This is a genomic window from Rhizobacter sp. P2_D12, from assembly GCF_056404395.1.
Map to the genome: position 1 here is coordinate 31,432 of NZ_JBFUEB010000022.1, position 12,867 is coordinate 44,298.

At 69.6% G+C, this 12,867-nt stretch carries 10 protein-coding genes; 4 read left to right on the forward strand and 6 right to left on the reverse strand.

Translation table 11 applies throughout. The features are described 5' to 3' along the window. Positions 1 to 107 precede the first annotated feature (107 nt). Positions 108 to 989: an Fpg/Nei family DNA glycosylase gene (locus AC1DYN_RS10035; RefSeq protein ID WP_477958986.1), complete on the forward strand. Its 882-nt coding sequence runs from the start codon at positions 108 to 110 to the stop codon at positions 987 to 989. A gap of 19 nt (positions 990 to 1,008) precedes the next feature. Here the strand turns inward: AC1DYN_RS10035 and AC1DYN_RS10040 are convergent, their stop codons facing one another. Beyond that, positions 1,009 to 2,676, reverse strand: coding sequence for an S-layer protein (locus AC1DYN_RS10040; protein ID WP_477958987.1), 1,668 nt, complete (start codon positions 2,674 to 2,676; stop codon positions 1,009 to 1,011). Positions 2,677 to 2,783: 107 nt separating this feature from the next. Here AC1DYN_RS10040 and AC1DYN_RS10045 point away from each other — a divergent pair, with 107 nt between their 5' ends. After that, positions 2,784 to 4,826 carry a LamG-like jellyroll fold domain-containing protein gene (locus tag AC1DYN_RS10045; protein ID WP_477958988.1) on the forward strand — a complete coding sequence of 681 codons (2,043 nt, stop codon included), beginning with the start codon at positions 2,784 to 2,786 and terminating at the stop codon, positions 4,824 to 4,826. 13 nt (positions 4,827 to 4,839) lie between these two features. Here AC1DYN_RS10045 and AC1DYN_RS10050 read toward each other — a convergent pair whose 3' ends face one another. After that, positions 4,840 to 5,616 (reverse strand): AraC family transcriptional regulator, encoded by a 777-nt coding sequence (locus AC1DYN_RS10050; protein ID WP_477958989.1) that lies wholly within the window; start codon positions 5,614 to 5,616, stop codon positions 4,840 to 4,842. Between the two features lie 92 nt (positions 5,617 to 5,708). Between AC1DYN_RS10050 and AC1DYN_RS10055 the strand changes: the two genes are divergently transcribed. Then, positions 5,709 to 5,960, forward strand: a complete 252-nt coding sequence (locus AC1DYN_RS10055) for a hypothetical protein (protein ID WP_477958990.1) — start codon at positions 5,709 to 5,711, stop codon at positions 5,958 to 5,960. 12 nt (positions 5,961 to 5,972) lie between these two features. Here AC1DYN_RS10055 and AC1DYN_RS10060 read toward each other — a convergent pair whose 3' ends face one another. The 3 genes from AC1DYN_RS10060 to AC1DYN_RS10070 are packed head-to-tail and all read right to left on the reverse strand — an operon-like array spanning position 5,973 to position 11,876. After that, positions 5,973 to 7,412 (reverse strand): efflux transporter outer membrane subunit, encoded by a 1,440-nt coding sequence (locus AC1DYN_RS10060; protein WP_477958991.1) that lies wholly within the window; start codon positions 7,410 to 7,412, stop codon positions 5,973 to 5,975. Beyond that, positions 7,409 to 8,635, reverse strand: coding sequence for an efflux RND transporter periplasmic adaptor subunit (locus AC1DYN_RS10065; RefSeq protein WP_477958992.1), 1,227 nt, complete (start codon positions 8,633 to 8,635; stop codon positions 7,409 to 7,411). The genes AC1DYN_RS10060 and AC1DYN_RS10065 overlap by 4 nt, the downstream gene beginning before the upstream one ends. 4 nt (positions 8,636 to 8,639) lie before the next feature. Then, a complete protein-coding gene (locus AC1DYN_RS10070; RefSeq protein WP_477958993.1) occupies positions 8,640 to 11,876 on the reverse strand; it encodes an efflux RND transporter permease subunit in 3,237 nt (1,078 codons plus the stop codon). 160 nt (positions 11,877 to 12,036) lie between these two features. Here AC1DYN_RS10070 and AC1DYN_RS10075 point away from each other — a divergent pair, with 160 nt between their 5' ends. After that, the gene (locus AC1DYN_RS10075; protein WP_477958994.1) at positions 12,037 to 12,450 is read left to right on the forward strand and encodes a hypothetical protein; all 414 of its coding nucleotides are present in this window, start codon (positions 12,037 to 12,039) and stop codon (positions 12,448 to 12,450) included. A gap of 24 nt (positions 12,451 to 12,474) precedes the next feature. Here the strand turns inward: AC1DYN_RS10075 and AC1DYN_RS10080 are convergent, their stop codons facing one another. Next, a complete protein-coding gene (locus AC1DYN_RS10080; protein ID WP_477958995.1) occupies positions 12,475 to 12,852 on the reverse strand; it encodes a translation initiation factor Sui1 in 378 nt (125 codons plus the stop codon). Between the last annotated feature and the right edge of the window lie 15 nt (positions 12,853 to 12,867).

Genomic DNA, 12,867 nt, shown 5'->3' on the forward strand with positions numbered 1-12,867 from the left:
AAGAACGCGCCGTCGCGTGGAAAACCGTGATTATCGCGGCTGGCTGAAACAGTGGCTTTCGAGATGGCGTCCCGCCGCGGTCCACCGAGGCTGGCACACTGCGCCCCATGCCGGAGTTGCCCGACATCGCCGTCTACATCGAGCGCCTTGCCGACAAGGTGCAGGGCCACGTGCTGCAGCGCGTGAAGGTGCTGAACCCGTTCCTGCTGCGCACCGCGCTGCCGCCGCTGGCCGAGGCCGAAGGCCGCCGCGTGACCGGCGTCGAGCGCCTGGGCAAGCGCGTGGTGCTGGCACTCGACAACGGCTTCTTCCTCGTGATCCACCTGATGATCGCCGGCCGCCTGCGCTGGCTGCTGCCCAGCGCCAAGCCGCCCGGCAAGATCGCGCTCGCGGTGTTCGAGTTCGACAGCGGCACGCTGGTGCTGACCGAAGCCGGCAGCAAGCGGCGCGCCTCGCTGCACCTGCTGGCCGACCGCGAGGCGCTGCAGGCGATGGACCCGGGCGGCATCGACGTGATGCAGGCCGACCTGGCCGCGTTCAGCGAGCGATTGCTGCGCGAGAACCACACGCTGAAGCGCCAGCTGACCGATCCGAGGCTGTTCAGCGGCATCGGCAACGCGTACTCCGACGAGATCCTGCACCGCGCGCGACTGTCGCCGATCCTGCTGTCGAAGGCGATGCAGCCGGAGCAGGTGGCGCGCCTGTTCGACGCGACGCGCGAGGTGCTGGCCGAGTGGACCGAGCGGCTGCGTGGCGAGGCCGGCGACTGGCCGGACAAGGTCACCGCCTTCCATCCGCAGATGGCGGTGCACGGCCGCTACAACATGCCCTGCCCGGTGTGCGGCACGCCGGTGCAACGCATCGTGCATGCCGACAACGAGACCAACTACTGCGCGCGCTGCCAGACCGGCGGCAAGCTGCTGGCCGACCGCGCGCTGTCGCGGCTGCTGAAGGCGAGCTGGCCGAAGAACGTCGACGAGCTGCCCTGAGCCCTGCTGCTGCCGGGTCTTACTGCGCGACCGACACGAACACCGGGTTCGAATAGAACCACAGGCTGCCGTAGTTGCGGTCGTTGATGGCGTTGACGCGGGCCGTGTTGTCCGCGCCGGTGGTCTTCTGGTCGGCCAGCGGCTCGCCATTGGCGGTCAGCCCCGCCACGTCCGTGCCCAGGTTGGTGCCGCGCAGGCGCAGGTACTGGTTCTTCTTCACCTCGACCGGAACGCTGACCGCGTAGTAGCCGTCGGCATCGACCTTCCAGTCGGCCGCGGTCAGGCGCCGCAGCACGCGGGTCGAGGCATTGGTCGCGACACCGTAGGCGGGCGTGTCCGGCAGCGCCTTGCCGGTCACGTCGCCGACGATCAGGTCGACGTGATCGACGACGGGCTTCATGTTGCCGGGCGTGCCGCTGTCCACCGGCTTCTGGTAGTTGTTCAGCGCCGGGCTCTTGAAGCGGATCGTGACGGTGACGCGCTCGCCGGCGGGCACGCGGATCTCCTGCCCCATGAACCCGTTGCCCGACGACCCGCTCACGCGGAAGTCCAGCGCATCGATCAGGTCGCCGAACACGCCGAACATGCGGCCGTCGCGCAGGCTCTTCTTCAGCCCGCCGACACCCGCCTGGCCCTCGGCGATCCAGACACGGTTCTTCGCGTACTCGCCCGGGTAGTAGCCGCTGCTGTTGCTGGCGGCGTCGATCTCGAAGTGCGAGTCGGAGTCGGCGATGTTCCAGATGCGCCGGCCTTCGCCGAGCAAGGCATCCCACATGCCGCCGACCTGGGCCACGATGGCATCGGTGCCGCCGTAGGTGCGGTTCGCCGCGTTCTCGGGCACGTAGGCCGAGGTGTACCCGCCGCGGTCGGGCTCCATCTGGTTGCCGACCATGCCTTCGATCATGAACAGGATGTCCGGCGCCAGGTCGTTCATCTGGCGCAGGTCGGTGATCGTGTACTTGCCGGGGTTGCGCGACGGGTGGTTGAGGGTCGCGAAGCTCGTCGACGGGTAGTTGGCCTTCAGCCACGAGAGGGCCTGCAGTGCATCGGACGCCGTGGTGTTGAAGCGCTGCGGGTACTTCGTCTTCCAGACGGCCACGTCGGCGGGGTCGAACGCCGACTCGGCCAGCGTCGTGAACGCGTACTGGAACTCCTTCGCGCCGCGCGTCGACGGTTCCAGCGTCGGGCTGCCTTCGAACAGCGCCACGCCCAGGTGGTCGTGGGTGGGCATGTCCCATTCGAAACCCGAGAAGATCAGCTTGTCGGCATGGGTTCCGCCGGCCTGCAGCGCCTTGACGCGCGGGATCTCGTACGAGGCCATGCCGTAGGCGTACGGAACCGGCGCGGCCAGCAGTTTGCCGTCGTTGTCGTACTTGGACGAACGCAGGTGGTTGGTCAGCGCCATCCAGTCGAGCTTGTAGGTGGTGAAGGCCTTGCCGAGCACGAAGTCCAGCGTCTGCGTCGTGCGCGAGTCGTCCGATTGCACGGTGTGCACGTGCAGGTCGCCGGCCGTCCATTTGCCGGGCGAATCGCCGGCGGCGGCGTTGTTGCCATCGCTGTCGCCGCCGCAGGCGTGGATCAAGAAGATGCTTCCCGACAGCAAGGACAGAAGCAGGGCTCGGTGAGACACGCGCACGGTGGAGTTCCTTCGCAAAAAGAGATGGATCGTAGGAACGCCAGATGACATGTCCGTGAGCGCCGCATGATGTTGCGATGACCATCGCGATCTGTCACGCCATCACAACATTGCATAAATAGAGTGGGTTTCATCCAAATTCCAGATACGAGAAGTTGATGAAGCAGTTCCAATCGATCCAGCGCCGCAACCTGCTCAAGCTGAGCCTCGCATCCGCTTCCACGGTGGCCGCGGGCGGCCTGCTGAGTGCCTGTGGCGGCGGCGGCGGAGGCGACGACGCGGCCGCGTCCGGCCAGATCTCCAGCTTTGCGCTGGCGGTGTTGCCCGACACCCAGTTCTATTCGCGCTACGCCACGTCCACCGAAAGCAGCCAGTACGAGCGTCACTACGGCAGCGAACCGTATTTCGCGCAGACCAAGTGGGTGGCCGACAACGCGCAACGGCTCAACATCCCGTTCCTGATCCACCTGGGCGACGTGGTGGACCAGGTCGGCAAGCCCGAGCAGTGGAAGGTGGCCGACACCGCCATGCAGGTGCTGGAAGTGGCCAAGCTGCCCTACTCGATCCTGGCGGGCAACCACGACGTGGTGAACGACGTCGACTACGACGCCAGCCCCACCACCGGCACCGACACGCAGCGCGTTCTGGCCAACGAGCCCTACCTGCAATGGTTCGGCGCCAAGCGCGCCCAGCGCCAGTCCACCTTCGGCGGGCGCGACAGCACCGGCTTCCACGAGTACCACGTCTTCACCGCGCAAGGACAGCAGTTCCTGGTGCTGTCGCTGTCGTGGCGCATCTCGGACGCCGGCATCGCCTGGGCACGCGGCGTGATCGCCAGCCACCCGACGCTGCCCGTCATCCTGGTCAACCACCAGCTGCTGAACATCGCGCCGGACGCGGTGAGCCCGCTGGAGACCGGCTACGGCAAGATGCTGTGGGAGAAGCTGATCCGCGACAACGACCAGATCTTCATGACGCTCAACGGCCACCACCATGGCGGCGCCCACCTCACCAAGACCAACGACTTCGGCAACGCGGTCGAGGAGATGGTGGTGGATTACCAGATGGCCTACCAGGGCGGCAACGGCCTGATGCGGCTGTATGAGTTCGACCTGACGAACAAGCTGATCAAGGTGCTGTCGTTCTCGCCCTGGGTGCCGATGAAGCCGGCGGACACCTTGAATGCCTTCGACCAGGCGGTGCTRACCGAGAGCAACCACACGTTCAGCATCAACATGGATTTCGCGAAGCGCTTCGCCCGTTTCAACCCGGCTTTCGGCGCTGGCCCGGCCACGGTGGCGTCGTCGCTGGTCGAGCAGGCCAAGGCGCTGGTGCTGAAGGGCTACAACGAGCCCGCGGCGCCCGTGCAGCAGCCGGCCAAGGACAGCGAGGACTATCCCAAGGTGGCCTCCACCGTGGCGCACTGGCGCTTCTTCGGCGGCACCGAGGGTGCGGCGGTGGCGCCTGGCACCCAGATCGCCGACGTCACCGGTGCCAACCCGCTGAAGCGCGACGCGCTGAATGCCAGCGTGATCGTCGGTGCGCAGGCGAGCGACATCGTGTGGAGCAGCGACCACCACCGCCTGTCGGCGGCGCCGGGTTCGGTGGCGTTCCTGAACACCGACAAGAACACGCCGCGCATGAGCTACTTCATGACCGACGCCACGGCGGCCATCAATGCGCTCACCTTCGCCGCGACCGGCTACACCATCGAGGCCTTCATCAAGATCGACAAGGGCTGGGACAAGGCCAAGCACGCGTGGATGAACATCATGACGCGCGACGGCAAGCGCGGCGGCCTGGCCGGCTTCGACGGCGGCGACCCGGAATCGCCGCCGATGCTGTTCGCCATCTCGAGCCTGCGGGAGGTGCAGTGGGAGGTGGTGCCCGACGTCGCCGGCGCGCGCGAAGGCGATGCCAGCTGGTCGGGCGAGATCATCGCCGGCACCTGGGTGCACATCGCGATCGTCAACGACCCGACGACGCACGACACCGTGATGTACGTCGAAGGCGCGCCGGTGCTGCGCAACACCAGCAACGTGCCCGGCCTGGCCACGCTGTCCGCCAGCTCGCCGTGGGTGGTCGGGGCCGGCTCCTGGGACGGCGACCGTGCAGATGGCTTCTTCGGCAACATCGGTGAGGTGCGCGTGGTGGCCGAAGCCCTGCCTTCCGGCAAGTGGCTGACGGCGCGGCGCGGCTGAACGTTCGGCTGGTTCAGGCGCCGAAGTACCGGCCCGGCGTCACGCCGAACTGGCGCTTGAACATCGCGATGAAGGCGCTGAGGTTGTCGTAGCCGAGCTCGAGCGCGACGGTGGTCACCGGTGTGCCGGCCGCGAGCAGCTCGAGCGCGCGCATCAGCCGCGCGCGCTGGCGCCAGGCGCTGAACGCGAAGCCGGTCTCGGCGACGAAGCGACGCGTCAGCGTGCGCGGCGCGATGCCGGCCCAGGCGGCCCACGCGTCGAGCGAGCGCGTGTCGGCCGGGTGGTCGCCGAGCGCGCGGGCGATGCGTTTGAGGCGCTTGTCCTGCGGCAGCGGCAACCCGAAGGACTCGCGCGGCAGGCCGAGGATCTCGTCGCGGATCACGCCGGCGATGCGCAGCTGGGCATCGTCCAGCGGCGTTGTGCCGCGCCACCCGGCGGCGCGGTGTACCGCCTCGCGCAGCAGGCCCGAGCCGCGCATCGTGCAGGGCTCGTCGGGCAGGCCGGCGCAGAACGGCTCGGCGAGGTAGGCGCTCCAGCCGGCGAAGGGCCCGTGCGAGCGCAATGAATGCGGGTGGTGCGGCGGGATCCACACCGCGTGGATCGCAGGGACGACCCACTGCCCGTGCCGCGTCCCCACCGACAGCAGGCCGCGTGTCGCGCCGAACAACTGGCCGCGCGCATGGGCGTGGCTGGTGGTGACGCGCGGGTCGGCCCCTTCCACCTCGGTGGCGAGCAGCCACGGGCCGTCGGCCGAATCCAGCAGCGATGAGACGAACAAGGGCGTGGCCATGGCTGCAATGCGGTATTGAATGACTTCGACACCGTAGCGCGGCCAGAACCGGTTGTCCAGAATCGCCTCACCCCCACTTCATGGAGATCGACATGCGAGCCGACGACGTACTGCCTGACGATGCCAACCAAGGCGATTTCAATGGTGTCGCGATCCGCAAGGGAACGATCGCAGCCTTCCTCGCCAATGCGACCGTGTGGAGCGATCCGGCGTCGATCGCGGCGGACCGCGCGACCGCCGAAGCGCACATGGCCGAAGCCTTGCCGTCCTTGCGTGCGGTGCGGCTGTTCGACGTGCTCGAGGTGCGCGATGCGGGCTTGCGGGCGTGGCTCGCAGCGCGGTGATCGGCCGGGCGGTCAGCGCTCCGCCGCCCGCGCCCCGCGCTGCCAGTCCCCACCCAGCGCCTTCACCAGGAACACCGAACCCAGCTGCCGCTGCCCCAGCAGCTGCGCCGCCTGCCGCTCGCTGGCCAGCAGCGCCTGCTGCGCGGTGATCACGTCGAAGTAGGTCGACGCGCCGCCTTCGTAGCGCCCGGTCGCCATGTCCAGCACGCGCCGCGCCGAGGCCACGGCCGTCTGCGCCTGGGTCGTCGCGCGGTCCAGCGCGGCCAGCCCGGTGATGCCGTCTTCCACCTCCTGCATCGCCGTCAGCACCACGCGCCGGTAGTTCGCCACCGTCACGTCGTAGCCCGCCTTCGCGAAATCGACATTCGCCCGCGCCCGCCCGCCGTCGAACACCGACTGCGCGGCCGACACGCCGATCGACCACAGCAGGCTCGGCGCGTTGAACAGCGTGGCGAGGTCGCGGCTCTCGTAGCCCACCGACGGCCCGAGCATCACGCTCGGGTAGAAGGCGGCGCTGGCCACGCCGATCTGCGCATTCGCCGCCGCCATCGCGCGCTCGGCCGCGGCCACGTCGGGCCGGCGCTGCAGCACGTCCGACGGCACGCCCAGCGGGATCGCCGGCGGCTCGAACACCTGCATCCGCGGTGCCAGCGAGAACAACGGTGCCGGCGTGCCGGTCAGCGTCGCGATCGCATGCTCGAACTGCGCACGCTGGCGGCGCAGCACGTCCACCTGCGTCAGCGTGGTGTCCAGCAGCGCCTGCTGCTGCGCCACGTCCAGCCCCGACGCCGCGCCCAGGTCATGGCGCGCGGTGACGAGTTCGAGCGAGCGCCGCTGCAGCGCGATCGAGCGCGACAGCACGTCCAGCTCGGTGTCCAGTGCGCGCAGGCTGAAGTAGTCGACCGCCAGCTCGGCCGTCAGCAGCAGCCGCGTGTTCTCCAGGTCGGCCGCCGACTGTTCGGCCGAGGCACGCGCACCTTCGACGCTGCGCTGCACCCGCCCCGCCAGGTCGACCTCGTAGCTGGCGGCGAGCGACAGCGTGAAGTCGTTCTGGATGGTCGAGAAGTTGCTGGAGTTGTAGCTGCTGAGCGGCCGGTTGGCCGAGATGCGCTGGCGCGCATCGCGGGTGCCCAGCGTCAGCTGCGGCAGCTGCGCCGACGAGCCGGCGGCCACCACCGCGCGGGCCTGCGCCAGCCGCGCGCTGGCGGCGGCGAGCGTCGGGCTGCCGGCCAGCACCTGCTGCTGCAGCGCATCGAGCTGCGGGTCGCCATAGCGCTGCCACCACGGGCCCTTGGCCGAGGCATCGTCCGGCGTTGCCTCGCGCCACGGCGCGTCCAGCGTCCAGCTGACCGGCAGGTCGAGCTTCGGCGGCTGGTAGTCGGGCCCGGCCGCGCAGGCCGACAGCAGCAGCGCGGCCGCGCCTGCGGCCCCCGCCAGACGCGCCAGCCTCACAGCGCCCCCTTGGCCGGCGGCGCCACCGCCACCTGGTCGCCATCGGCCAGCGAATCCGACGGGTTCAGCACCAGCCGCTGCGCTGCGCCCAGGCCATCGATCACCTCGACGGTCTCGCCGTAGTTGCGGCCCAGCGTCACCGTCTTCAGCGTGACGCGGCCGTTGCCGTCGACCAGCGCGACGCGCGTGCCCTCGGCGCGGAACAGCAGCGCATTGGTCGGCACCAGCATCGCCTGGCTGGCCGCCAGCGGCAGCGACACCTGCACGTAGGCGCCGGGCAGCAGCGTGCCCTGCGGGTTCGGCAGCGCGATCTCGACCTGCATCGTGCGCGTGCCGGTGTCGATCGACGCCGCGGTGCGCGCCACCGTGCCCTTGAAGCTCTGGCCGCGCAGCTCGCCCTGCGTCACCACCACCGCCTGCCCCGGCTTCACCAGCTGGGCATACGACTGCGGCACGTTGACGTACACGCGCAGCGGGTCGGTCTGCGACAGCGTGAACAGCGGCTTGCCGCTCATGTCGATCAGGTCGCCGACGTCCACGTAGCGCCGCGTGATCACGCCGGCGAACGGCGCGACGACGCGCTTGAAGCCCTCGAGCTGGCGCAGCCGCTGCACGTTGGCCTCGGCCGCCGCCAGGTTGGCGCGCGACTGCGCGGCGCTGCTGCGGCGCTCGTCCAGGTCCTGCTGCGAGACCACGTCCTTCTTGCGCAGGCTCTCCCAGCGCTCGACGGTGCTCTTCGCGAGTTCGAGGCTCGACGCCGCTTGCTCGCGTGCCGCCACCGCCTGCGACAGCTGCTGGTCCAGTTCGGGCGATTCGATCTCGGCCAGCACCTCGCCCTTCTCGACGCGGCTGCCGATGTCCTTGGTCCAGCGGCGCAGGTAGCCGGCCGCGCGCGATGCGATCGGCGATTGCACGAAGCCCTGCAGCGTGCCCGGCAGCGCGAGCGTCTGGCCGGCGTCGCCGGTCTTCGGCAGCGCCGTCTTCACGTACTGCTTCGCGCGCTCGGTGGTGCCTGCCTCGAGCGCCTTCGCGCTGCCGATGCGGCTGATCACGGTGCGCCCGGCACCCAGCGCCAGCAGCACCAGCACGGCGATGACCAGCCAGCGGGCGCGGCGCGCGATGGCGTGGCGCTCCAGCGGGTCGGCCAGGTGGAGCGCGTCGGCGTCGGGGTGGTTCGGGTCGGCGGCGTGGATGCCCAGTGCCGCGTGGCGCTGCTCGGTCATGGGGTCAGGTCTCCTGGGGGATCGCGGCGGACGGCAGCGCGGCGGCGGCGCGGGCCTGCCGGCGTTCGTGCCGTTGCGCGAGCCGGCGGTGCACGCCGGCAAACACCACCGGCACGAAGAAGAGGGTGGACACGGTGGCGAACAGCAGGCCGCCGATCACCGCGCGGCCCAGCGGCGCGTTCTGCTCGGCGCCTTCGCCGAGGCCCAGCGCCATCGGGATCATGCCGATGATCATCGCGAGCGCCGTCATCAGCACCGGGCGGATGCGCGTGGCGCCGGCCTCCAGTGCGGCCGACAGCGCCGGCACGCCGTCCTGCTGGCGCTGCCGTGCGAACGACACCAGCAGGATGCTGTTCGCGGTGGCCACGCCCATCGTCATGATGGCGCCGGTGAGGGCCGGCACGCTGAGCGTGGTGCCGGTGATGAACAGCATCCACGCGATGCCGGCCAGCGCCGCCGGCAGCGCGGCGATGATGATCAGCGCATCGATCCAGCTCTGGAAGTTGACGACGATCAGCAGGTACACCAGCACGATCGCCATCGCCAGGCCCACGCCCAGCCCGATGAACGACGACTGCATCGTCTGCACCTGGCCGCGCAGCACCACCTGGCTGCCGCGCGGCAGCCTGGGCCGCACCTCGTCGACCAGCGCCTGCACCTTGTTGGCGACACTGGCCAGGTCGGTGCCCTGCACGCTGACGTAGACGTCGATCGCCGGCAGGATGTTGTAGCGCGAGGCCACCGCCAGCTGCCGCCCGGGCGCCGATTCGACCAGGTTGCCGAGCAGCTGCGTGCCGCCGGCATTGGTCGCGCCGGCGGCGCCGACCGGCATGTTCAGCAGCGCGTCCAGCGAGTCCACCTTGTACTGCGGCGTCTGCACCGCGATGTTGTAGACCACGCCGTTCTGCGGGTTCAGCCAGAAGGCCGGCGCCGTCTGCGAACTGCCCGACAGCGAGATCAGCACGTTCTGCCCGACGTTCGACGCGGTCAGCCCCATCTGCTGCAGCCGCGAGCGGTCCATGGTGAGGTTCAGCGCCGGCAGGTCGTTGCGCTGGTGCACGTGCGCGTCGACCGCGCCGGGGATCTGCCGGATCTTGCGCGTCAGCTCGGCCGCCAGTGCCGCGTTGCCGGCCAGGTTGTTGCCGGTGAACTGCACGTCGATCGCGGCCGGCAGGCCGAAGTTCAGGATCTGCGTGACGATGTCGGCCGGCTGGAAGAAGAACTCGATGCCGGGGAAGCGCCTGGGCAGCTCGGCCCGCAGCAGGCTGACGAACTCGTCGGTGGGCCGGTGGCCCTCCTTCAGCGACAGCTGCAGCTCGCCGTCCAGCGTGCCGATGGTGCCGGCGTTGCTGTACGACAGGTTGATGCCGCTGTTGGGCACGCCCAGGTTGTCGAGGATGGTCTCCAGCTGGTCGGCCGGGATCAGCTCGCGGATCGCCGCCTCGACCTCGTCGGCCAGGCGCGCGGTCTCCTCGATGCGCGTGCCGGTGGGTGCGCGCAGGTGCAGCCGGATCTGGCCCGAGTCGACGCTCGGGAAGAAGTCGCGCCCGAGGAACGGGATCAGCGCGCACGACAGCACGCAGAAGCCCGAGAACAGCAGCACGAAGTGCAGTCGCCGCGCCAGCAGCGCCGACAGCGTCAGCGTGTAGACGCGGCGCACGCGCTCGAACTGGCGGTCGAAAGCCAGGTAGACGCGCTGCAGGCCGTTCGGCCTGGTGTTCGCCTGTGCACCGGCGGCGGCCGGGCCGTGCGCCTTGGCCATCAGCAGCATCACCAGCGTCGGCACCAGCGTGCGCGACAGCAGGTAGGAAGCGACCATCGCGAACACCACCGCCTCGGCCATCGGCACGAACAGGAAGCGCGCGACGCCCGACAGGAAGAACATCGGCACGAACACGATGCAGATGCACAGCGTGGAGACGAAGGCCGGCACGCCGATCTCGCCGGCGCCGACCTCGATCGCCTCGAGCAGCGGCGTGCCCAGGTGCAGGTGGCGCTCGATGTTCTCGATCGTCACGATGGCCTGGTCGACCAGGATGCCCACCGACAGCGCCAGGCCCCCCAGCGTCATCAGGTTCAGCGTCTCGCCCAGCATCTGCAGCACCAGGATGGAGGCCAGGATGGACAGCGGGATGGTGGCCGCGATGATCAGCGTGCTGCGCCAGTTGCCGAGGAACAGCAGCACCATCGCGGCCGTCAGCAGCGCGGCGATCACCGCCTCGGCGATCACGCCCTTGACGGCTGCCTTGACGAACACCGACTGGTCGAACAGCGGCGTCACCTTCACGTCGGCCGGCAGCGTCTGCGATGCGCGCGGCAGCAGCGCGCGCAGGTTGTCGACGATGTCCAGCGTCGACGCGCCGCCGTTCTTCAGGATCGACAGCAGCACACCGCGCGCACCGTCCTGGCGCACGATGTTGGTCTGCGGCTGGAAGCCGTCGCGCACGAAGGCGACGTCGCGCAGGTAGGTGGTGGCGCTGCTGTTGCCGCTGACGGCGGTGCGCACCGGCAGGTCATTGAGGCCGTCGATGGCGTCGGGCGAGCCGTTCATCTTGATGGTGTATTCGGTGCCGCCGAACTTGGCGGTGCCCGACGGCAGGATCAGGTTCTGCAGGTTCACCGCATTGACCACGTCGGCCGGCGACAGCCCGCGTGCCTGCAGCGCGGCGGTGTCGAGGTCGACCGAGATCACGCGGTTCTTGCCGCCGTACGGGAAGGGCACGGCGACGCCGGGGATGGTGATCAGCTGCGGGCGCAGCTGGTTGACGGCGGCATCGAACACCGCCTGCTCCGGCAGCGTGGGGCTGGACAGCGCGAGCTGCACCACCGGGATGCTGGAGGCCGAGTACTTGATGACCAGCGGCGGCGTGATGCCCGGCGGCAGCTGGCGCACCTGGGTCTGCATCGACGCCACCACCTGGGCGATGGCGGTCTGGATGTTGGCGGTGGGCTGGAAGAAGACCTTGATGACGGCGATGCCGGCGAGCGACTGCGATTCGATGTGCTCGATGTCGCTGACGGTGGTGGTGAGCCCGCGCTCGCTTTGTGCCGAGATGCGCTGACCCATCTCCTGGGCCGACAGCCCGCCGTAGTTCCAGATGATGCTGATCACCGGGATGTTGATCTCCGGGAAGATGTCGGTCGCCATGTTGCGCAGCGCGAACGGCGTGGCCAGCACGATCAGCAGGGCCATCACGATGAACGTGTAGGGGCGACGGAGCGCCAGCTGGACCATGGACATCGATCGAGACCTCCGTTGCGGAATTTGGATGATAGGCAAATTAACGTTGCCGGCGTGTTGCTGGTTCGACGTCCGGGGTGGGGCGAACACCCTCTCGGCGGCGTGGCGGCGAGCCGGGCGTAAGCTGCCGGCGCGGCCTGGGCGGCCGCGGGGAGCGGCGATGGAGCGCACGCATCGGAAATGGACGGGGTTGCCGTGGGCATTGGCGATGGTGGCCGTGCAGGCAGCGGAGAAGCCGCCGGTGCCGCCCGGCAATGTCGACGGCCTGCCGAGCTGCGTCAGTGCCGACTGGATCCACTTCGGGCGCGACGACCTGAGTGCCACGCTGGACGACGGCGACCGGCGCGCGGTGGTCGCCGAGATGCGCAGCCTCTACCCGGTGCTCGAGCGCGACGGCCTGCCGGTCTCGCGGGTGGTGCTGTGGCGCCAGCGCGGCGGGGCGCTGGTGTATGTCGCGGCGATCGACAACCCGCGCCGGGCCGGCGAGGCCTGCTTCGTCGCGACCGTGTCGGCGGCACGTTTCAGCATGACGGCGCCGCTGCGCCGCAAGTACCTGCTGGACGCGGATCCGTAGCCCGGATGCCAATCCGGGTCGGCGTCACCCGCCGGCGCGCTTGACGCTGTGGCCGCCCCGTTTGAGCCGCTCGACGACCAGGTCCGCGTGATCGCCCTGCAGCTCGATGACCCCGTCCTTCACGGTGCCGCCGACGCCGCAAGCCGCTTTCAGCTCCCGCGCCAACTGCGCGAGCCCCGCTTCGTCCAGTGCCAGCCCCTTGATCAGCGTCACGCCCTTGCCCTTGCGCCCCTTGGTCTCGCGCGACACGCGCACGATGCCGTCGCCGGTCGGCATGGCCTGGCGCGCCTTGCACGCGCACTGCGCGACGGGTTGCCGGCAATCCGGGCACATGCGCCCCGCGTCAGTCGAATACACCAGGGATGACAGGCTGGACAGGCCGTTGCCGAGCTGTTTTTTCATGCGCGAATTGTGCCC

Bases quoted from the DNA above. Each gene is read 5' to 3' on its own strand.
- AC1DYN_RS10035 (WP_477958986.1), top strand. From the start codon at position 108: ATGCCGGAGTTGCCCGACATCGCCGTCTACATCGAGCGCCTTGCCGAC.
- AC1DYN_RS10040 (WP_477958987.1), bottom strand. From the start codon at position 2,676: ATGTCATCTGGCGTTCCTACGATCCATCTCTTTTTGCGAAGGAACTCC.
- AC1DYN_RS10050 (WP_477958989.1), bottom strand. From the start codon at position 5,616: ATGGCCACGCCCTTGTTCGTCTCATCGCTGCTGGATTCGGCCGACGGC.
- AC1DYN_RS10055 (WP_477958990.1), top strand. From the start codon at position 5,709: ATGCGAGCCGACGACGTACTGCCTGACGATGCCAACCAAGGCGATTTC.
- AC1DYN_RS10065 (WP_477958992.1), bottom strand. From the start codon at position 8,635: ATGACCGAGCAGCGCCACGCGGCACTGGGCATCCACGCCGCCGACCCG.
- AC1DYN_RS10070 (WP_477958993.1), bottom strand. From the start codon at position 11,876: ATGTCCATGGTCCAGCTGGCGCTCCGTCGCCCCTACACGTTCATCGTG.
- AC1DYN_RS10075 (WP_477958994.1), top strand. From the start codon at position 12,037: ATGGAGCGCACGCATCGGAAATGGACGGGGTTGCCGTGGGCATTGGCG.
- AC1DYN_RS10080 (WP_477958995.1), bottom strand. From the start codon at position 12,852: ATGAAAAAACAGCTCGGCAACGGCCTGTCCAGCCTGTCATCCCTGGTG.